Here is a 15,982-nt window from a genome sequence, read left to right as displayed (position 1 = left end):
GTCCAGGGCGGCATGGACCACATTCTGAGGCTAATTAATCACGATTGTGCGGCAGCACCTAATCTTGCAGATACATTGACCCACACTCAGGCCTAGTCCCGATGCTGCGCGACAAAGTTTAAGGATTGCGGAAATTCGGAAGCGGCGTCTCTCCGAATAAGTCTTCGCAAATCGTCTGATACCAATCGGCGCTTTCCTGGAAGACTTGCCGGCGCATGTCAGCACTGTCATCAGGTTTGGAAATGAAGGGTTCTTTCACCTCGAGATAGTGCTTTCCGTCCTTGGTAGCCGGCACATAATCGCCGCCGATCTTGGCACTGTTGTCGGGCGCAACCATAGACCAACAGGTATTGCGGTAGCGGCCCGTTTCTCGCGGCTTCCCCCGAAGGTCGGCAATGATATCTGCGGCCACGACACCGGCCTGGCTGAGCGCCGAATAGGCGGACTTCGGCATGTCGTTGGCGATTGCCGCATCCCCCAAAACATACACGTCCTTGGCTTTGGTAGACGTGAAGTTGACGGGATCGACGGGACACCAGTCGCCGTCTGTCAAACCCGAGCTCGCAGCTATGGCTCCGGCCTTCTGAGGCGGAATAATATTTGCGAGCGCCGCGCGTTCCGAACGTCCAGCCTTGGTCGTCACGACGCCCGTCTTCGCATCAACTTTGACGACGGAAAAATCGTCAATCTCGTTCGTCAGATTTATCTCGACGATACCCTTGTAATACTCGTCGAACGCTTCCTCGAACACCGCTTGCTTCGAGTACGTTTTCTTCGCATCGAAGATGACCAGCTTCGCCTTCGGCTTCTTGGTCTTCAGAAAATGCGCGATCATGCAGGCGCGCTCGTAGGGCCCAGGAGGACAGCGATAAGGATTGGGAGGAATAGACATGACGACCAATCCCCCGTCGGGCAGTGCCAAAAGCTTCTCCTTCAAGAGCCACGTCTGTGCGCCCCCTTGCCAGGCATGAGGCATGATCTTGGCTGCTTCCGGCGAATAGCCCTCGATCGCATCCCATTTGAAATCGATACCTGGCGCCACGACGAGACGATCGTAGGTGAGCGGTTGCCCCTTCGCGAGCGTCACCTTTTTCGCCGCCGTATCGATGCCGGTCACGGTATCTGTGATGACGTTGATCCCGCGCCTCTTCACGCCCTCATAGTCGTGGGTAATCGATTTGAAAGTACGAAAGCCACCGAGATAAAGGTTCGAGTAGAAGCAGGTTGTGTATCGCTCCTTGGGCTCGACAAGCACGACGTCGAGATTTGCGTCCGCCGTCTTGAGGCGGTTCGCGACTCCCGCGCCTCCCGGACCGCCGCCGACAATCACGACACGCGCCACACCGGCGGCAAGCGCCGGCCTTGGCAGTTCCAAGATCGCGGCCAGTCCCGCAGCCCCCGCCACCCGGTTGAAATCCCGGCGCGTAATATCAGTCATTTCCTGCCCCAGATTTCTGGTATTCCGACCTCAGCTTGGCGGGCTGGCCCGATTTCGATCACCTTCTTTTCCAGCGACATTTGCCATGCCGGCCCCGCCGTGTCAGGAAAATAAACGGTAAGGTGTTGGAGCTTCGGCCCCTCGCTTCCTAAATGACAATCTCTTAGTCATCCGAGGCCGCGCGCGTGGGCCACAGCATCGCACTCTCAATTCTTAACCGACGGACCTTTCTCACGACTGCGGCCGCGGCCGTTAGCTTGTCACCATTCATCGCCAGGGGAGACGAAGTCCCTTCCGCCTTGCCATCCGAGAGAAGTGCGGAATTCAAAGAGGTGTTCGCCAAGCTCGTGGGGAACGCCGCACCAGTAGAAGGCAAGATCACCGTCGATCTCCCCGAAACGGCCGACAACGGGAACTTCGTTCCGATAACGATCGCCGTAGATAGCCCGATGACGGAGACTGATTATGTCAGCGCCATCCATCTGCTTTCGACCGCCAACCCCCACGCCCATGTCGCCACGTTCCATTTGTCTCCGCTGAATGCCGTCGCGCGGGTGCAGAGCCGGATGCGTCTGGCAAAGACGCAAGACGTCATCGTGCTGGCTGTGAAGTCTGGTGGCGAAATGCTGATCTCCACGACGGGCGTGAAGGTCCTCATCGGCGGCTGTGGTATCTGAGGAACTTAAGCGAATGGCAGCAACCAATCCGCGCATCAAGCTTCCGGACATCATCAAACAGGGTGACGTTATCGAAGTGAAGACGCTTGTCCGTCACGAAATGGAAACGGGCAATCGTCGCGATAAGAACGGCAAGCCGATTCCGCGAGATATTATCAATTCCTTCGTAGCGAAATTTGATGGCCGTGAGGTCTTTCGTGCTGAGTTCGGCCCCGGGATCTCCGCCAATCCTTATCTTGCGTTTCAGATGCGGGTACCGGGACCGGGTATCATCGAGGTCACCTGGACCGACGATGACGGCGTTCAAACCGTCGCGACAGCCCCACTGAACATTGCATAGAATGCTCGCGCCTCGACCGATCCCATTGGCAGGCGCAATAGGTCCACTACGGTCGTCCGAATTTTTTCAGGGAAACTGTCGGCCCCTCACCTCACCGTTCGTCTTGAGGCTAGCAGCGGCCGAAAATTGGCCTTCAGCCGAAGGTACATGTGGCTGCCGAAGTAAATCGGGAGGTGACATGACTGGCGTTCGATTACTGGTTGGCACGCGCAAAGGCGCATTCATCCTGACATCCGATGGCAAGCGCCAGGACTGGGACGTCAGCGGGCCGCATTTCGCCGGCTGGGAAATCTACCACGTCAAAGGCTCACCCGCCGATCCCAACCGGATCTACGCCTCACAATCGAGCGGCTGGTTCGGCCAGCAAATCCAACGATCGAGCGACGGCGGTAAAACATGGGAAGCCGTTGACAACACATTCGCTTACGACGGCGTTCCCGGAACGCATCAATGGTACGATGGGACCCCGCACCCTTGGGAATTCAAGCGTGTTTGGCATATCGAGCCCTCGCTGACCGATCCTGACATCGTGTACGCCGGCGTGGAGGACGCGGCCCTTTTCCAATCCAAGGACGGCGGCAAATCGTGGGCCGAATTATCTGGTTTGCGTGGCCACGGATCTGGGCCGAAATGGCAGCCGGGCGCCGGAGGAATGTGCCTCCACACTATTCTGCTCGATCCAAAAGATCCAAAGCGCATGTTCATCGCGATTTCAGCCGCAGGCGCCTTTCGAACCGATGATGGTGGGGCGACGTGGCGGCCCATAAACCAGGGACTCAAATCGCAGTACATCCCCGATCCAACGGCTGAGGTTGGCCATTGCGTACATCGCCTCGCCTTGCACCCATCACGCCCTGACGTCCTATACATGCAGAAACATTGGGATGTGATGCGTTCCAACGATGCTGGTAATTCCTGGCACGAAGTGAGTGGCAACCTCCCCACTGATTTCGGATTCGTCATCGACGTGCACGCGCATGAGCCAGAGACGATCTACGTCGTTCCGATCAAAAGCGATGCCGAGCACTTTCCACTCGATGGCCAATTGCGCGTATGGCGCAGCCGAACGGGCGGCAATGATTGGGAGCCTTTGACGAAGGGACTGCCGCAATCCAACTGCTACGTGAACGTGCTGCGCGATGCGATGGCCGTCGACACGCTTGACTCTTGCGGTGTCTATTTCGGTACGACAGGAGGGCAAGTCTACGGCTCTGCCGACGCCGGTGATAGCTGGACGACCATCGTCCGCGATCTTCCTGCCGTGCTGTCTGTTGAAGTGCAAACGCTCTCATGATCCGCGTCGTGCTGCCGTCGCATCTACGTAAGCATGCCAACATCAACGGCGAAGTAACGGTCGATCTGGGAGAGACCGCCGCTACGCAGAGGGCTTTGCTCGATGCGCTCGAAAGCTCATATCCGGTACTACGCGGCACAATCCGGGATCATGGAACGCAAAAGCGCCGGGCATTCTTGCGATTTTTTGCCTGTCAGCGAGACATCTCGCACGAACCACCTGACGCGCCGTTGCCGGCCGAAGTCATCAGCGGCGCGCAGCCTTTCCTCATCGTGGGCGCGATCGCCGGCGGCTGAGATCGGCTATTCCCTGACCGTCGAAGATCGGCCAATGTCTCGGCACGATTCTGGGAATGGCTGATGCGCAAAGCGATCCGAACAGTTTTCATCATCATCGTAGCAGGGCTGATCTTCTTCGGTCAGCGCTGGTACAATTACGTGACGAACAAGACGAGCCCGTATGAAGAAGTGGGCATCCAGATCAACAGTGTCCTGCCCGCACCCTTGCGCAAGTGGGGCTGCGACAAGCTGCATGGGAATTTCCCGACGGCACTGCCCCCAATGGGCTGCCAGGGGCAGGACGGCAAGAGCTGGATGTGACGGCAATTAGCCTACGCGCGCATTATCGCGCAGAAGCTTGTAATTGATCGAGTCAAGCAGCGCTTCGAAGCTCGCATCGATGATGTTCGGCGACACGCCGACTGTCGTCCAGCGATCACCGGTTTCGGTATCGTGGCTCTCGACGAGAACGCGCGTGACCGAAGCGGTACCGCCGTCCCGCGTTTGCGTCAGAATACGAACCTTATAGTCCACCAGTTCAACATGCTCGATATGCTTCTGATAGCGGCCGAGGTCGCTTCGGAGCGCCTTATCGAGTGCATTGACCGGGCCGTTACCTTCACCCACCGAGACGAGGGCGGCATCGTCACCCGCGATCGAAACCGTCACGACCGCTTGCGAAACAGTGCCGTTCCCGTTGTGCGACTTGGATCGCTCTTCCTTGCGCTCGACCGTGACGCGGAAGTTATCGACTGAGAAATAACGTGGCACGGTGGCGAGCGCGCGGCGCGCCAGCAACTCGAAAGAAGCTTCCGCGGCCTCATAGGAATAGCCGAGATCTTCGCGCGCCTTGACCTCATCAAGCAGAGCCTGAACGCGGATGTCGTCCTTGTCCGAAGGCAAGCCGAGTCGATCGAGCGCAGAGGTGAGCGACGACCTGCCACCCTGCTTGGAAACCAGGATCCTGCGTTCGTTACCTACGCTTTCAGGCGGCACGTGTTCGTATGTCTCCGGCGCCTTCATAAGCGCGGAAGCGTGAATGCCTGCTTTGGTCGCAAAGGCGCTCTCCCCGACGTAGGGCGCGTGCCTGTTCGGCGCTTCGTTCAGCACTTCGTCGAGCACCCGGCTGGCGTGCGTCAGAGTACGGAGCTTCTCCGGCGTAACCGAGGTTTCGAAGTAATCGGCAAATTCGCTCTTCAAAAGAAGCGTCGGAATGATCGACGTCAGATTTGCGTTGCCGCACCGCTCGCCCAATCCATTCAAAGTTCCCTGGATTTGGCGGCAACCGGCCCGCACCGCCATCAAGGTATTGGCTACGGCGTTTTCCGTATCATTGTGCGTGTGAATGCCGAGACTGGCGCCCGGAACGTGCTGAGCAACGTCGGCAACGATCCGCTCGACCTCGTGCGGAAGCGTGCCACCATTGGTATCGCAGAGCACGACCCAGCGCGCACCCGCGTCAAAGGCCGTCTTGGCGACGGCCAGCGCATAATCGCGGTTCGATTTGTACCCGTCGAAGAAATGCTCGCAGTCGATCATCGCTTCTCGCTGTGTCTCGACGACGGCGCGCACCGACTGATCCACGGCTTCGAGATTTTCCTCGTTGGTGATTCCGAGCGCGACACGGACTTGATAGTCCGAAGACTTCGCAACAAGGCAGATGCTGTCGGCGCTGGACTGCAAGACTGCCTGGAAACCCGGATCATTCGAGACAGAACGCCCGGCGCGCTTTGTCATGCCGAAGGCGGTAAAGCGGGCCGATTTCAAATCCGGACGCACGTTGAACAGTTCGCTATCGGTCGCGTTGGCGCCTGGATAGCCGCCCTCGATGTAATCGACGCCCAGTTCATCAAGCACGCGCATCAGACGCCGCTTGTCTTCCAGCGAAAAGTCGACGCCTGTCGTCTGCGCTCCGTCGCGCAACGTCGTGTCGAATAGATAAAGGCGTTCCTTGCTCATGACGGCTTCGATGGCTTCTTGGTCGGGCTCTCGGCCAGCCGCTTTATCATGGTGGTGTTGGAAAGCCACTGATCGTCGCGCGGAACAGAGTTGCGCTGCGTCGCAACGTAGCCGCGCCGCTCGAAGAATGGGACTGCCGTATCGCTCGCATCCACGGTCACCGCCTCAGCCCCCCTGGCCCTCGCAATTTTTTCAAGCGCTTCGGCGAGCGCCGTACCCACCCCTTCGCCGGCATAATCGGGATGTACATAAAGCATATCGATGGTCTTGTTGTCCTTGAGCGAGCCAAAGCCCAGGTACTCGCCGTCGAGCTGCACCACAAGCGTCAGCGCTTGCCCAAGACGCGACCGGAATTCGGCTGCATCTTCCGCGCTCGCCGCCCAGGCAATTCTTTGGTCCTCGTCGTAGTCGTCGACCGTCAGTTCGTCGATCGATTGCGCGAAGAGATCGCGAAGCGCCATCGCATCGGCGGGAAGAAAGGGGCGAAGCGGGTATTCGTCGGACATAGGATTGGGACCGGCTAAATGTTTTGTCTCACGGCCGGGATGCGCCGCTTTGAATGAAGCCAACTTTTGGGATGCTCACGGGGCCTATCGCCAAGCCTGAGGGCTGGCAAGTCCCTTCTTGATGTCCTCGGCACGCTTTTCGGCGGCAATGTACGGCAAACACATCCCTGGTTTTCATTCGTTTATGCCATTGACGTTAGCCTTAGGGGCCCTAAGACTAAGGTAGTATATGGAGGGTCCGCTTACACCCGAGAAACGCATGCCGCTGAACTACGAGACAGCCAAAGCGGTCGTCGACGAGGCGCACCGAGCCTGGAGCGCGGGCGACATCGATGCAGTCCTTCGCACATATGCCGACGATATCTGGTTTCAAAGAAATGCGGAGCAAGCGTCAGCTCCGCCATTGGTGATCCATGGCAAGTCGGAGATGGAAACGTTTCTCCGCGGCATCGCCTCGAAAGTCAGCGGCATGGCGGTGCTTGAGAGCTTTCAATTCCATTCGGGCATAGGCCGGTCACGCGTCTCCTATTTTCTGACCGATCGCGAAACAGGCCAAACGCTGTCGGCAACGTATCGGCAGATAATCATGTTTCGCGGCCTGCAGATTTCACGCATGGAGCAATTCCATGACGCTGCGCGGTTGTCGGCATTCTTCAGGCTGATCGAGGTTCCGGTCTTTTATCGCGAAAGCGCACCGAGCAAGGCCGAGGCGGAAGAATCCTGACAGCCGGGGCTATTGGGCCAGCTTGATGTCGGCGTGAAACTGGTTGCCGGCCAGCGTCGCGTTCACGTACCCCGAACGGATGGTGAAATCCCCGAAGCGCTCGCCCTCTTTCCGCGTCTTCGCATAGTTGATGAAGATCGGCTCCAAAAGCGAAACTATGCGCTGCTTGTCGATGTCCTGTGCGTATAGCTTCGACAGGCGGGAGCCATTGAACGCTGCACCCAGATAGAGGTTGTAAAGGCCGGGGTTACGGCCGACCAAGCCGATCTCGGCGAGATAAGGCCGCGCACAGCCGTTAGGGCAACCGGTCATGCGGATGACGATGTCGTCTTGCGTCAAGCCAGCTCGATCCAGGCTATCTTCCAGAGCCGTCACAAGATCGGGAAGGAACCGCTCGCTTTCGGCCAAGGCCAGTCCGCACGTCGGCAAGGCGACGCAGGCCATCGCGTTGCGACGCAGGCCCGACGAAACATCAAGCGCGATCCCATGCTTCTTCAGGATGCTCTCAATCTTCGCCTTGGATTTCGCAGCCACGTTCGCAAGGATGACGTTCTGGTTTGCCGTGCATACGAAGTCGCAAATGCCGAGATCGGCGATCTCGCGAAGGGCCGTTCGCAGCGTGTAGCCCGGACGATCCTTGATGCGTCCGTTCTCTACGAACAATGTCAAGTGCCACGGCTTGTCGGCAGACTTCTTTCCGTCGATCGTCTGACGCCATCCGATCCTGTCGCCGGTGCTCGTGAAATTGAATGGCTTCGGCTGGCCTAACGCGAAGCCGGCGCGCTTCTCGACCTCGGCACGGAAATTATCGAGACCTCGATCTTCGATCGTATACTTCAGTCGGGCACGCGCCCGATTCTCGCGATTTCCCCAGTCGCGTTGAACCGTCACGACCGTTTCGGCGACCTTTATGGCCTGCTCAGGCGTGCAAAAGCCCAAGAGATCGGCTGCCCGCGGGAAGGTATTCGTGTCGCCGTGGGTCATGCCCATGCCGCCACCGACCGTGACATTCCAGCCGACGAGCTCGCCCTTTTCGATGATCGCGATATACCCGAGATCGTGGGCATAGATGTCGACATCGTTGTCCGGTGGCACGGCGACGACGACTTTGAATTTGCGTGGCAGGTAATGGACGCCGTAGATCGGCTCTTCATCCTTCTTCGCCGGGCCCGACCTGTCTTCGACCTTTTCGCCGTCGAGCCAGATCTCGTGGTAGGCGCCAGTCCTGGGCAGCAAGTGCTCGCTGATCGCTTTGCCGAGATCATAGGCCTGCCGATGCGCCTTTGAGAGATCAGGATTGGCGGCCGTCATGACGTTGCGATTGACGTCGCCGCACGCAGCGAGCGTATCGAGACAAATGTCATTGAACGCCTGCATCGTGCGCTTCAGGTTGGATTTGATGACACCGTGAAACTGGAACGTTTCCCGGGTCGTCAAGCGCATCGAACCGTTGGCGTAGGTGCTGGCAATGTTGTCGAGCCCGATCCATTGCTTGGCGCCCAGGTACCCTCCCGGAATACGCAGACGGATCATGAAGGCATACGCCTTCTCGAGCTTCTTCTTGGACCTTTCACCTCGAACGTCGCGATCGTCCTGGATGTAGGAGCCGTGAAATTTGATGAGCTGCTGATCGTCTTCGGCGATCGCGCCGGTCTCGACTTTCTTCAGGCCTTCGGCGAGCGTGCCGCGCAGCTGGTGGCTTTGTTCCTTGATGAACTCGTTCTTCGAGCGCTTATCGGTCATTGCTGTGTTCCCGGTCCCGTCGCGCAACTTCGGCGGCGGGAGAATTTCAATCAGTAGACGTCGCGCTGATAGCGGCCGGCCTTAGTCAATTCCTTGAGCTTCGCGCGCCCGGCGTCTTCATCGCCTTTGAGCGGCTCGGCGAGGATCTTGACCAGCATCTGGTCGACGTCCTTGGCCATACCCTGCTCGTCGCCGCAAACATAGATGTGCGCGCCCTCCTCCAACCAAGCGCGCAAGTCATCGCGACGCTCCCAGAGTCGATGCTGCACATAAATCTTCTCCGGCTGATCGCGAGAGAAGGCGACGTCGATCCGCGTGAGATCACCCGATTCCAGATACTCTTGCCACTCGAGCTGATAGAGGAAGTCGTTGGTGAAGTTCCGCTCGCCGAAAAACAACCAGCTCTTGCCCTTGGCTCCATCGGCGACGCGCTCCTCGATAAAAGCGCGATACGGGGCAATTCCGGTGCCCGCACCGATCATGATGATCGGCGTGTGGCCATCCGGCGGCAGACGATAGTGGCGGTTCGGCTTGACGTAGATGCGCGCCGTTTGACCAGCCTTCCGGCGCTCTCCAAGGAACGTCGAAGACACGCCCTTGCGGACGCGGCCGTGCGATTGCCAGCGCACGGCGCCAACGAGAAGATGTGCTTCTCCCGGATGCGCTTTGAGGCTCGAGGCGACTGAGTAAAGCCGCCCGGGAAGCGGACGCAGAAGACCTGTCAGCTGCTCGGCCGTGAGCTTCTCCGGATAGGTCGCGAAGAAATCAATGAGCTGCCGGTCGGCTGCGAATTTCGGGTACGCTTCACCTTCAAGAAGCGCCTTGGCATCCGAGCGCCCCGTAAGCTTGGCATAGTTTTCGACGAACGATCGCGAAAGCGTCGTCACATCGTAGGACTTCTGCAGCTTGAGAAGCAGCGCTGCGTCCGATCCGAGGCCGACCGTTTGCAATAGTTCATCGACAAGCGCCGGATCGTTTTCCGGATACATGCCGATTGCATCGCCTGGTTGATACGTGAACGCGGGATCGTCGAACGTGAACTCGGCATGCCAGGTCTCGCGCGTCGATCCGGTGCCGTTGAGATTGATGAGGGTCGAAATTTCTGCTTCGAGCGGATGCTCGGCAGTATACTTGGGCTCGTCGTCGTCCGTCTGAGGAGCAGCGGCACCAAAGTCGACGTGGACCACCGTGCCGCCTGCACCTTGCTCGTCCTTGGGAGCAAGTTTACCGAGCGCCTTGTCGGTCCAGTCAGCGGCCTGCTTCGCGTAATCGAGATCGAGATCGGCGCGATCGAAAGCGCGAACGCCCCCAAGTTCTTCAAGCCGGGCATCGATTGCGCGCCCAACAGCGCAGAACTGCGCATACGCCGTATCGCCCAGCGCCAGCACCGCGAAGCGCACGCCATCGATCCGAGGCGCAGCGTCACTCAAGAGGGTTTGATAGAAGTCGACCGCGCGCGAGGGGGGATCACCCTCGCCCCACGTCGCGGCGAATACGACAATGTTCTTGGCTTTGGCGAGCAACGCCATGTCGGCGTCCGCCATATCGAAGACCTTGGCGTCCAAACCGTGCTTCTGGGCAATCTTCTTCGCTTTGTTTGCGAGAGCCTCCGAGTTGCCGCTCTCACTCGCGTAAAGGATCGTCAATGGCGCCCGCGGCTTCGCCGTCGGGACCGCCTGAGCGAGCCCGCCACCCTGCGCAGCTTCAAAACCAGCAAAAAAACCCGCCAACCAAGAGCGTTGCTGCGGAGTTGTCCGCGCAACCACCTTGTTCAGCATCTCGATCTCTTCCGGCAAAAACGGCGCGTTGCGCGGAAGCAGCGGGGTCGCGGTCACGAAAGATCTCCTCGTCGGGCTTCGCCATCCGGCGCCCAAGGCGTCGACCTAGCGCGCCTTAGTATCCGGGAAAAGCCTAAATTAGTCAGAGAGTGGCGGCTGCTCTGAACTCGCTAACGGGTATTTCCTAATAAAGCCGACCCGATGCCACTGGGAAGCGAGCACCAGTCGCTCGCTGGGATGGTTCTTAGTTTATTTTAGAACAATTTTCTACTGACCTGCGGCATCCTACCCAAAAATAAGAATTATCTTCTAATATACTAGACAAAGCGACACATGGCCGGTCGAATATCGCTGGACCCGGCGCGCCGCTATGATCGCCCATGCCCGGTGGGCTCGTCTCGCAGGTGCTCAGTGCCTGGGTTGGATCAGGCCCACACGCAGACGTGAAAGGCCTTGATTTGAAAAGAACTCTGCGAACGTGCTTCTTAGCGCTCGACAGCGGTTTCGAGCCTTGACTTTGAAAGGACGATCCGCAGATTGGGTCGGCACAAAACATAAGTGCCTGCACCAATTGAGTGGGCCCTCGGCGGGGTCTGCAAGGTAGGAAAGCAGTTTACCGCTTGGAGGAAACACCATGAAGACTTGGACGAAGCCCGAAGTTCGCGAGCAGGAAGTCGGCCTCGAAGTTACGAGCTACCTTCCGGCTGAGATCGACCTCATCTAACCGGTGATGTCACTGATCTCGCAGGACTTGTGAGATAGCGGCGCGGCGGTCGATTGGAATGATCGGCCGCCGTAGCTGTATGCTCTCCAAGCATGAGAGCGCTGCCGGCTTCGGCGACCAGCCGGCGTAACCAAGTTCAGCATCAATGATCATAAAAGTGCTCGGATCCGCCGCTGGGGGTGGATTTCCGCAATGGAATTGCAACGGCTTCCACTCATCCCGGGTCAGGGCTGGAGAAGCGGGATACAAGCCTCGGCTGCAATCCTCTCTCGCCGTCAGCGCAAACGGCGACGACTGGGTCTTGCTCAACGCATCTCCCGACATTCGCCAGCAGATCAACGAGACGCCCGAACTGCAACCCGCTCGCTCTGGGCCGTTACGCGCCTCTCCTATCAAGGCGGTCGTCGTGACGAATGCCGACGTCGATCACATCACCGGCCTATTGAGCTTGCGGGAAGGCCAGCCCTTCACGATTTATGCGTCCGACCGCGTGCTTGCGACGCTCAACTCCAATTCGATTTTCGATGTCCTTGCGGCCGACACGGTCAAGCGCACGGTGTTCGAACTCGACAAGCCGACACGACTTGAAGGAGCAGGAACGGATCTCGGATTGATCGTCGAGGCCTTCGCTGTACCAGGGAAGATTGCACTGTTTCTCGAGAAGGGCGGCGCGGACAACAATTTCGGAAGCCGCGACGGCGATACGATCGGCCTGAAAGTCACCGATTCAAAAACCGGCAAAGCATTCTTCTACATCCCCGGCGTGGCAGAGATTGATCCACCGCTGGCGGATAAGATCCGAGGCGCCGACTTGATCTTTTTGGACGGCACGCTGTTTACCGATGACGAAATGCTGACCCAAGGCTTGTTGAATAAAACGGGCAAGCGAATGGGTCATATCTCCGTCTCGGGACCGGATGGCTCGATTGCCGCTTTGAGCAGCCTCAACGTGAAACGACGGATTTACGTCCACATCAACAATTCTAACCCAATCCTGGACGAAAACTCAGAAGCCCGTAAAGTCGTTGAAGCATCCGGTTGGGAAGTCGGCTTCGACGGCATGGAGGTCCGCCTATGAATCCGGTAAGCCTTGAAAAGAAAACCGCTGAACGTCGCGGCAACGAGCCGCCGATGTCGACATCCGAATTTGAAGCCGCTCTTCGCGCTGTTGGCCCGGAGCGCTACCACGATCTGCACCCGTTTCATCACATGCTGCACGGGGGCAAGCTCAATAAGGGTCAGGTGCAAGCCTGGGCGCTCAATCGGTTTTGCTATCAATCCGCCGTTCCGCGCAAGGACGCGGCCCTCATCAGCCGCGTTTACGATCGCGAGCTTCGGCGCGAGTGGACGCACCGCATCCTCGATCACGACGGTCTCCTTCCTGACGAGCAGGGCGGCATCGAACGTTGGCTTGTTTTGACCGATGGCCTCGGCCTCGATCGCGACTATGTCATCTCGCGGCGTGGTGCTCTTCCAGCTACGGTCTTTGCGGTAGAATCCTACGTCACGTTCGTTCGTGAGCAGCCGCTGACGATCGCTGTGGCGTCCTCGTTGACAGAGCTTTTCGCCCCAAAGATCCATAAAGAGCGGATCTCGGGGATGCTGGAAAACTATGACTTCATCGATGACAAGGTGATGGCCTATTTCAAACGCCGCCTCACGCAGGCGCCGCGTGACGCGGACTTCGCTTTGCAATACGTCTTGCAGAACGCCAAGACGCGCGAGGAACAGGAAGCATGCGTTGATGCTGTCCGCTTCAAGTGCAACGTGCTTTGGGTTCAGCTTGATGCGCTCTATCATGCCTACGTCGACGGCCACGTGCCGCCCGGCGCATTCCGGCCCGAGGCTTGAGGCATGAGCAGCGACACAACTCGCACACGTGTGATCATCGTGCCGGCTTCAAAACCGGCACTTCCTACCCACATAAAGCTCAGACACGATCCAGGCCGCGGCCGTTGGCACGTCCTTGCGCCGGAGCGCGTGTTCGAGCCGGATCCCATCGCCATCGAGATTCTCAAGCGTTGTGACGGCGTCACTTCGGTCGAGCAGATCGCCACTGATCTTGCGAAAGACTACAACGCGCCACTGCAAGAAATACTGAACGACACGATATCAATGCTTCAAGAGCTTTCGGACAAAGGCGTTGTCAAAGCCGCTTGAGGAAAACCGGGATCAACGGAGCTGACGTCATGAACGAAATAGCGCCGATGGAGCAATTCTCCGAAAAGCCGGTTGTCGAAGCGTGCGCTCGCGCGCCGGTCGGTCTGCTTGCGGAGCTGACGCATCGCTGCCCGCTCCAATGCCCGTATTGCTCCAACCCTCTCGAACTTGACCGCGTCAACAGCGAGCTGACCACCGAGCAGTGGCAGGATGTGATGCGCCAAGCCGCAGACCTTGGCATCCTGCAGATCCATCTTTCCGGGGGTGAGCCCACGGTTCGCAAAGACCTGGAGGACATTGTCGAAGTTGCAGCCAAAGTCGGTCTTTACACCAACCTCATCACCGCAGGCGTCACCCTCACGCGCGACCGGCTGAAGCGTCTGAAAGAGCTTGGTCTCGATCACGTACAGCTGTCGATCCAAGACGTCGACGACGTGAACGCAGAGAAGATCTCCGCCTACAAGAACGGGCTCGCGAAAAAGCGCGAAGTGGGCAAGTGGGTGCGCGAGTTCGACATGCCGCTCACCATCAACGCGCCGATCCATCGCCTCAACATCGAAAACCTGCCGAACATCATCGAATTTGCTGTTGAAATGGGTGCAGGCCGCATCGAGGTCGCGAACATCCAATATTACGCGTGGGCGCTGAAGAACCGTGCGGCGCTGATGCCGACCCGCGCCCAAGTTCTAAAGAGCGCCGAAATTGTTGAGGCGGCCAAGGAACGGTTGAAGGGCGTCATGGTCTTCGACTTCGTGGTTCCGGATTATTATGCCAAAACACCCAAGCCTTGCATGGGCGGTTGGGGACGCGGCGTGATGAACGTCACCCCGCAAGGCCGGGTTCTCCCCTGCCACGCCTCGGAGTCGGTTCCAGGCTTGGTGTTCGACAACGTCAAGGATCGTCCCCTGGCCGACATCTGGCTCAACGGCCAGGCTTTCCAGAAATACCGCGGCACGAGCTGGATGAAGGAACCTTGCCGGAGTTGCCCGCGCGCCGAGATCGATTTCGGCGGTTGCCGCTGCCAGGCGATGGCGTTCACAGGCGATGCGGCCAATACCGACCCGGCGTGCAAACTTTCTCCGCATCACGGCGCCTTCGTAGCCGCGGCGGAACAGGAAAGCGCCGAGCAGACCCCGCCTCCATTTGTCTACCGGCGTATGGCACCCGCGAAAGCGCCCGCGGCTGAGTAATTTCTAAGAAAAAGTACTGCGTGTGCAGTGCGGGAGAGAGCGACCAAAGACCTAGCCGGTGCGGCATTCTGTTCTGGTCCGGTTCAGAAAAAAAATGCCAATTTCCTGCGGCTGAGCTAAGAGTTGCTGCGTTTCAAGTATCGCTCAGGCGAAACGGGAAGGAAATCAGAATGCGCAAGTGGGTTCTGGCGATCGCGATGATCGCTGCTGTTCCGTCGGTCGGCATGGCCGCCGATGCCGAAGCAGGCAAGACGGTCTTCAACAAGTGCAAAGCATGCCATCAGGTCGACAAGAACGCTGTCGGCCCGCACCTTGGCGGCATTGTCGGCCGCAAGGCCGCTTCGGTTGCTGACTACAACTATTCAGAAGCTCTGAAGAAGTCGGGCATCACCTGGGACGAGGCAGCCTTGGACAAGTGGCTGCAGGGTCCGAGCAAGGACGTTCCCGGCACGAAGATGATCTTCCCCGGCATCAAGGATGCAACGGATCGCGCCAACCTTATCGCGTATCTCGCAACGCTGAAGTAAGCCGATCTGATATCAATACAAAGCACCGCGAAGAATCATCTTCGCGGTGCTTTGTTTTATCGATGATCGAGTGGAACCACGTCGTCACCGCCAACCGCCTTTAAAAGCTCATCGATGCTTTGACCGTCTAAGGCGATGTTCGGCGCGATGTCTCTCAAAGGAACGAGGACAAAGCTCCGTTCCGCGATCAGCGGGTGCGGCACGACAAGATCAGGCAGATTTATGCAGCTCGCGCCCATCGCGAGAATATCGACATCGATGATCCGCGGACCCCAATGCCGCGTTCGGACGCGACCCATCTCGTTTTCAACCGCCTGGCAGCGCCCGAGAAGCTCATGGGGTGAGAGCGTCGTTCTGACACCAACGCAGGCATTCACGAACCAGTCCTGATCGATGACACCCCAGGGCGCCGTCCGATAGAGCCGCGAGCGGCTGACGACATCAATGTCGCCGGCACGACCGAGGATCTCGATTGCCCGTTCGATATTGAGAACCCGGTCGCCCATATTCGTACCAAGGGCGATAATGGCGTCACAACCGGGCGGAAATCCGCTGATGGCGGGAGCGGCGCCAGAACTTTTCTTCATCGCCGGTCAGTCGTACTTGATGTAGGCGAAGCGCATATCGCCGCCCGGCGTGCCTTC

General features: G+C 58.5%; 18 protein-coding genes. 12 read left to right on the top strand and 6 right to left on the bottom strand.

The genetic code is table 11. The annotated features are described in order from the left end of the window. Positions 1-118: 118 nt before the first annotated feature. A complete protein-coding gene (locus tag EKK30_RS08855; protein WP_290983398.1) occupies positions 119-1,438 on the bottom strand; it encodes an NAD(P)/FAD-dependent oxidoreductase in 1,320 nt (439 codons plus the stop codon). A gap of 332 nt (positions 1,439-1,770) precedes the next feature. On the opposite strand from EKK30_RS08855, the gene EKK30_RS08850 reads away from it, so the two are divergent. The 5 genes from EKK30_RS08850 to EKK30_RS08830 all read left to right on the top strand — a co-directional run bounded on the left by EKK30_RS08850 (position 1,771) and on the right by EKK30_RS08830 (position 4,348). Then, positions 1,771-2,115 (top strand): thiosulfate oxidation carrier protein SoxY, encoded by a 345-nt coding sequence (locus tag EKK30_RS08850; protein ID WP_290983395.1) that lies wholly within the window; start codon positions 1,771-1,773, stop codon positions 2,113-2,115. 13 nt (positions 2,116-2,128) lie between these two features. After that, complete coding sequence (soxZ, locus tag EKK30_RS08845) at positions 2,129-2,455, top strand: thiosulfate oxidation carrier complex protein SoxZ (protein ID WP_290983392.1); 327 nt, start codon at positions 2,129-2,131, stop codon at positions 2,453-2,455. Between the two features lie 178 nt (positions 2,456-2,633). Next, on the top strand, positions 2,634-3,749 hold the full coding sequence (locus EKK30_RS08840) for an exo-alpha-sialidase (RefSeq protein WP_290983389.1): 1,116 nt from the start codon (positions 2,634-2,636) through the stop codon (positions 3,747-3,749). Further along, the gene (locus tag EKK30_RS08835; protein ID WP_290983386.1) at positions 3,746-4,045 is read left to right on the top strand and encodes a MoaD/ThiS family protein; all 300 of its coding nucleotides are present in this window, start codon (positions 3,746-3,748) and stop codon (positions 4,043-4,045) included. Before EKK30_RS08840 ends, EKK30_RS08835 begins: the two co-directional genes overlap by 4 nt. Positions 4,046-4,108: 63 nt before the next feature. Then, entirely contained in the window at positions 4,109-4,348 is a 240-nt protein-coding gene (locus EKK30_RS08830) for a hypothetical protein (protein WP_290983383.1), read from the top strand. A gap of 6 nt (positions 4,349-4,354) precedes the next feature. Here EKK30_RS08830 and cimA read toward each other — a convergent pair whose 3' ends face one another. Both cimA and EKK30_RS08820 read right to left on the bottom strand, forming a co-directional pair. After that, complete coding sequence (cimA, locus tag EKK30_RS08825) at positions 4,355-5,986, bottom strand: citramalate synthase (protein ID WP_290983380.1); 1,632 nt, start codon at positions 5,984-5,986, stop codon at positions 4,355-4,357. Further along, positions 5,983-6,492: a GNAT family N-acetyltransferase gene (locus EKK30_RS08820; RefSeq protein WP_290983377.1), complete on the bottom strand. Its 510-nt coding sequence runs from the start codon at positions 6,490-6,492 to the stop codon at positions 5,983-5,985. Before EKK30_RS08820 ends, cimA begins: the two co-directional genes overlap by 4 nt. A 259-nt stretch (positions 6,493-6,751) precedes the next feature. On the opposite strand from EKK30_RS08820, the gene EKK30_RS08815 reads away from it, so the two are divergent. After that, the gene (locus EKK30_RS08815) at positions 6,752-7,216 is read left to right on the top strand and encodes a hypothetical protein (RefSeq protein ID WP_290983374.1); all 465 of its coding nucleotides are present in this window, start codon (positions 6,752-6,754) and stop codon (positions 7,214-7,216) included. A gap of 9 nt (positions 7,217-7,225) precedes the next feature. Here EKK30_RS08815 and EKK30_RS08810 read toward each other — a convergent pair whose 3' ends face one another. Both EKK30_RS08810 and EKK30_RS08805 read right to left on the bottom strand, forming a co-directional pair. Beyond that, positions 7,226-8,959, bottom strand: coding sequence for an NADPH-dependent assimilatory sulfite reductase hemoprotein subunit (locus tag EKK30_RS08810; RefSeq protein WP_290983371.1), 1,734 nt, complete (start codon positions 8,957-8,959; stop codon positions 7,226-7,228). 50 nt (positions 8,960-9,009) lie between these two features. After that, positions 9,010-10,794 carry a flavodoxin domain-containing protein gene (locus EKK30_RS08805; protein ID WP_290983368.1) on the bottom strand — a complete coding sequence of 595 codons (1,785 nt, stop codon included), beginning with the start codon at positions 10,792-10,794 and terminating at the stop codon, positions 9,010-9,012. A 577-nt stretch (positions 10,795-11,371) separates the two neighbouring features. Between EKK30_RS08805 and pqqA the strand changes: the two genes are divergently transcribed. The 6 genes from pqqA (at position 11,372) to EKK30_RS08775 (ending at position 15,338) form a co-directional block, all read left to right on the top strand. Then, positions 11,372-11,461 carry a pyrroloquinoline quinone precursor peptide PqqA gene (gene pqqA / locus EKK30_RS08800; protein WP_013947273.1) on the top strand — a complete coding sequence of 30 codons (90 nt, stop codon included), beginning with the start codon at positions 11,372-11,374 and terminating at the stop codon, positions 11,459-11,461. A 145-nt stretch (positions 11,462-11,606) separates the two neighbouring features. Beyond that, positions 11,607-12,539 (top strand): pyrroloquinoline quinone biosynthesis protein PqqB, encoded by a 933-nt coding sequence (gene pqqB, locus EKK30_RS08795; RefSeq protein WP_290983366.1) that lies wholly within the window; start codon positions 11,607-11,609, stop codon positions 12,537-12,539. Continuing rightward, complete coding sequence (gene pqqC, locus EKK30_RS08790) at positions 12,536-13,312, top strand: pyrroloquinoline-quinone synthase PqqC (protein ID WP_290983363.1); 777 nt, start codon at positions 12,536-12,538, stop codon at positions 13,310-13,312. The genes pqqB and pqqC overlap by 4 nt, the downstream gene beginning before the upstream one ends. A 3-nt stretch (positions 13,313-13,315) precedes the next feature. Then, positions 13,316-13,621: a pyrroloquinoline quinone biosynthesis peptide chaperone PqqD gene (gene pqqD, locus EKK30_RS08785; RefSeq protein WP_290983360.1), complete on the top strand. Its 306-nt coding sequence runs from the start codon at positions 13,316-13,318 to the stop codon at positions 13,619-13,621. 29 nt (positions 13,622-13,650) lie between these two features. After that, positions 13,651-14,811, top strand: coding sequence for a pyrroloquinoline quinone biosynthesis protein PqqE (gene pqqE / locus EKK30_RS08780; protein ID WP_290983357.1), 1,161 nt, complete (start codon positions 13,651-13,653; stop codon positions 14,809-14,811). 170 nt (positions 14,812-14,981) lie between these two features. Continuing rightward, positions 14,982-15,338, top strand: coding sequence for a cytochrome c family protein (locus EKK30_RS08775; RefSeq protein ID WP_290983355.1), 357 nt, complete (start codon positions 14,982-14,984; stop codon positions 15,336-15,338). Between the two features lie 56 nt (positions 15,339-15,394). Here the strand turns inward: EKK30_RS08775 and folK are convergent, their stop codons facing one another. Then, entirely contained in the window at positions 15,395-15,925 is a 531-nt protein-coding gene (folK, locus tag EKK30_RS08770) for a 2-amino-4-hydroxy-6-hydroxymethyldihydropteridine diphosphokinase (RefSeq protein WP_290983352.1), read from the bottom strand. Between the last annotated feature and the right edge of the window lie 57 nt (positions 15,926-15,982).

The sequence above is a fragment of the Hyphomicrobium sp. genome, assembly GCF_003987855.1.
In the GTDB taxonomy this organism is placed as follows: domain Bacteria; phylum Pseudomonadota; class Alphaproteobacteria; order Rhizobiales; family Hyphomicrobiaceae; genus Hyphomicrobium_B.
Note: the sequence above shows the minus strand (reverse complement) of the source record. Positions and strands in the feature narration are given on the sequence as shown.

Bases quoted from the DNA above. Each gene is read 5' to 3' on its own strand.
- cimA (WP_290983380.1), bottom strand. From the start codon at position 5,986: ATGAGCAAGGAACGCCTTTATCTATTCGACACGACGTTGCGCGACGGA.
- EKK30_RS08810 (WP_290983371.1), bottom strand. From the start codon at position 8,959: ATGACCGATAAGCGCTCGAAGAACGAGTTCATCAAGGAACAAAGCCAC.
- EKK30_RS08855 (WP_290983398.1), bottom strand. From the start codon at position 1,438: ATGACTGATATTACGCGCCGGGATTTCAACCGGGTGGCGGGGGCTGCG.
- pqqA (WP_013947273.1), top strand. From the start codon at position 11,372: ATGAAGACTTGGACGAAGCCCGAAGTTCGCGAGCAGGAAGTCGGCCTC.
- EKK30_RS08840 (WP_290983389.1), top strand. From the start codon at position 2,634: ATGACTGGCGTTCGATTACTGGTTGGCACGCGCAAAGGCGCATTCATC.
- soxZ (WP_290983392.1), top strand. From the start codon at position 2,129: ATGGCAGCAACCAATCCGCGCATCAAGCTTCCGGACATCATCAAACAG.
- EKK30_RS08815 (WP_290983374.1), top strand. From the start codon at position 6,752: ATGCCGCTGAACTACGAGACAGCCAAAGCGGTCGTCGACGAGGCGCAC.
- folK (WP_290983352.1), bottom strand. From the start codon at position 15,925: ATGAAGAAAAGTTCTGGCGCCGCTCCCGCCATCAGCGGATTTCCGCCC.
- pqqB (WP_290983366.1), top strand. From the start codon at position 11,607: ATGATCATAAAAGTGCTCGGATCCGCCGCTGGGGGTGGATTTCCGCAA.
- EKK30_RS08775 (WP_290983355.1), top strand. From the start codon at position 14,982: ATGCGCAAGTGGGTTCTGGCGATCGCGATGATCGCTGCTGTTCCGTCG.
- EKK30_RS08830 (WP_290983383.1), top strand. From the start codon at position 4,109: ATGCGCAAAGCGATCCGAACAGTTTTCATCATCATCGTAGCAGGGCTG.
- EKK30_RS08820 (WP_290983377.1), bottom strand. From the start codon at position 6,492: ATGTCCGACGAATACCCGCTTCGCCCCTTTCTTCCCGCCGATGCGATG.
- pqqC (WP_290983363.1), top strand. From the start codon at position 12,536: ATGAATCCGGTAAGCCTTGAAAAGAAAACCGCTGAACGTCGCGGCAAC.
- pqqE (WP_290983357.1), top strand. From the start codon at position 13,651: ATGAACGAAATAGCGCCGATGGAGCAATTCTCCGAAAAGCCGGTTGTC.
- EKK30_RS08835 (WP_290983386.1), top strand. From the start codon at position 3,746: ATGATCCGCGTCGTGCTGCCGTCGCATCTACGTAAGCATGCCAACATC.
- pqqD (WP_290983360.1), top strand. From the start codon at position 13,316: ATGAGCAGCGACACAACTCGCACACGTGTGATCATCGTGCCGGCTTCA.